The following is a 1,893-nucleotide window of genomic DNA, read 5'->3' as shown; positions in this document are numbered from 1 at the left end:
GGTGGCGGCGGCGGTGGCCAGGGCAACACGGTCATCCCCGTGGAGCTCATCGTCGCCAAGCAGCGAAACGGCCCCATTGGTTCCGTGGAGCTGGTGTTCCTCGCGGAGTACACGCGCTTCGAAAGCCGCGCCCGGAGCGAGTAGCCGCCCGAGTCAGTCCCGGCCGGTGCGCAGGTAGCCCGTGACGTGCTCACGGGCCGCCCGCACCGCGGCCTCCGGCCCCGTGCCCCGGCCCAGCTCCGCCGCCAGCGCGGACGCCAGCCGGCAGCCCGTGCCCCGGCGCTCCGGCGGCCGCTTCAACCGGCGCCCCCGCATCACCACCGTGCGCCCGGCGAAGGCCAGCACGTCCGCCAGCCCCTGCCCTTCCGGCAGGTGCCCGCCCTTCACCAGCACCGCGCCGAAGCCGCGCTGACACAGCGCCTCCGCTGCTTCCTGCGCGTCCTCCACCGTGCCCAGCGCGGGCCGGCCCAGGAGCCACGCGGCCTCCTCCAGGTTCGGCGTCACCAGCACGCGCGGGCCCGCGAGCGCCAGGTAGTGCCGGGGCGTCAGGCGCGACAGCACCTGTCCGCGGGAGGAGCGCACCACCGGGTCCACCACCCACCACGCGTCCGCGTCCTTGAGCGCCGCCCTCGCCGTGGACAGCTGCGACGGACCGGGCACCACGCCCCACTTCACCGCGTGCAGGGGGCCCCACTCGCGCGCGGCCGTCACCTGCGCGGCCAGCATGCGCGGGGACGCCGGCACCACCGCGAAGGTGTGCGAGCCCTGCGCCGTCTGGGCCGTGGGCACCGCCACCGCGTCGCCACCCCGCGCCCGCACCGCGGCCACGTCCGCCAGGAGCCCGGCCCTGCCCGTGGGCTCCAGTCCCGCCAGGAGCAGGACTCGCGGCCTCACCGGCGGTGCTCTCGCGCCTTCTGCACCAGCGCCTTGTAGACGCCCAGGTGCACCGGGATGGTCCCCAGCATCAGTTCCGGGTGCCACTGCACGCCCAGCGCGAACGTGTGCGCGGTGGATTCAATCGCCTCCACCACTCCGTCCGGCGACACCGCGCTCACCGTCACGTCGGTGCCCGGCTTGTTCACCGCCTGGTGGTGCGTGGAGTTCACCATCAGCTGCCCGTGCCCCACGGCCTCCGCCAGCTGCGTGCCGTTCTTCACCTCCACCGGGTGCTGCGGCTGGGTGCGGTCGTGCTTCTGCTCGTGGTCGCGCGCGCCCGGAATCTCTTTCAGGATGTCCTGGAACAGCGTGCCGCCCAGCACCACGGCCAACAGCTGCATGCCGCCGCACACGCCCAGCACCGGCAGGTTGCGCTTGAGCGCGCCGCGGATGAGCTGCGCCTCGAAGGCCGTGCGGCCCTCCTTCAGCGGCCCCATGCCTTCGCGGGCCTCCTCGCCATACGCGGCAGGAGGGATGTCGAACGCGCCGCCCGTCACCACCAGCCCGGACACCCGCTCCAGGTAGGCGTCCACGCAGGACGGGTCGTCGGTGTACGGCAGCACGAAGGGCAGGCCCCCCGCGCGCAGCACCGCCTCCGCGTAGGGCACCTTCAATTCGTAGCGGGGGAAGGCGGAGTCGGCCGGCTGGGCCCAGTCCGGGCTGAGGCCGATGTTGGGACGGCGCGCAGTCGTCCCGTGATGACGCGGAGGCAGATGGTTCATGGTGGGGTACTTCCTCTGGTTAGAGGCCAGTCCCCCGCGCGCTGTCAAACGCCGCCGCCAGCTGCCGCACGCGCTCGGCGATGTCCTGGGCAAGCAGGGCGTCGGACACCACCGCCGCGCCATGCGCCCCCGTCGCCGCCACGCTCGCGATGTTCGCCAGGCCCACCCCGCCAATGCCCACCACCGGCAGCGGACTCTCGGCCACCACCCGCCGGAAGGCCTCCAGCCCCAGCAC

Annotated in this window: 4 protein-coding genes; 1 reads left to right on the top strand and 3 read right to left on the bottom strand. The window is 74.0% G+C overall.

Annotated features, from left to right (window positions below; genetic code table 11):
• Positions 1-144: DnaB-like helicase C-terminal domain-containing protein (locus tag D7Y11_RS42480; protein WP_306770499.1), on the top strand; the 144-nt coding region annotated here is incomplete at its 5' end.
• A 9-nt stretch (positions 145-153) separates the two neighbouring features.
• Here the strand turns inward: D7Y11_RS42480 and D7Y11_RS42475 are convergent.
• The 3 genes from D7Y11_RS42475 to D7Y11_RS42465 form a co-directional block, all read right to left on the bottom strand.
• Positions 154-894 (bottom strand): bifunctional hydroxymethylpyrimidine kinase/phosphomethylpyrimidine kinase, encoded by a 741-nt coding sequence (locus D7Y11_RS42475; protein ID WP_120581702.1) that lies wholly within the window; start codon positions 892-894, stop codon positions 154-156.
• Positions 891-1,658 carry a gamma-glutamyl-gamma-aminobutyrate hydrolase family protein gene (locus tag D7Y11_RS42470; protein WP_120581701.1) on the bottom strand — a complete coding sequence of 256 codons (768 nt, stop codon included), beginning with the start codon at positions 1,656-1,658 and terminating at the stop codon, positions 891-893. Before D7Y11_RS42470 ends, D7Y11_RS42475 begins: the two co-directional genes overlap by 4 nt.
• A 19-nt stretch (positions 1,659-1,677) precedes the next feature.
• Positions 1,678-1,893, bottom strand: a 216-nt coding sequence (locus tag D7Y11_RS42465; RefSeq protein ID WP_199753971.1) for a thiamine phosphate synthase, incomplete at its 5' end; no start/stop codon positions are given.

The organism is Corallococcus sp. AB018, from assembly GCF_003986945.1.
Taxonomy (GTDB): domain Bacteria; phylum Myxococcota; class Myxococcia; order Myxococcales; family Myxococcaceae; genus Corallococcus; species Corallococcus exiguus.
The sequence above is the reverse complement of the archived record's forward strand: the minus strand, read 5'-3'. Positions and strand labels throughout refer to the sequence as shown.

What these genes read in the sequence shown, in the direction of transcription:
- D7Y11_RS42470 (WP_120581701.1), bottom strand. Translation starts at nt 1,658, where the DNA reads ATGAACCATCTGCCTCCGCGTCATCACGGGACGACTGCGCGCCGTCCC.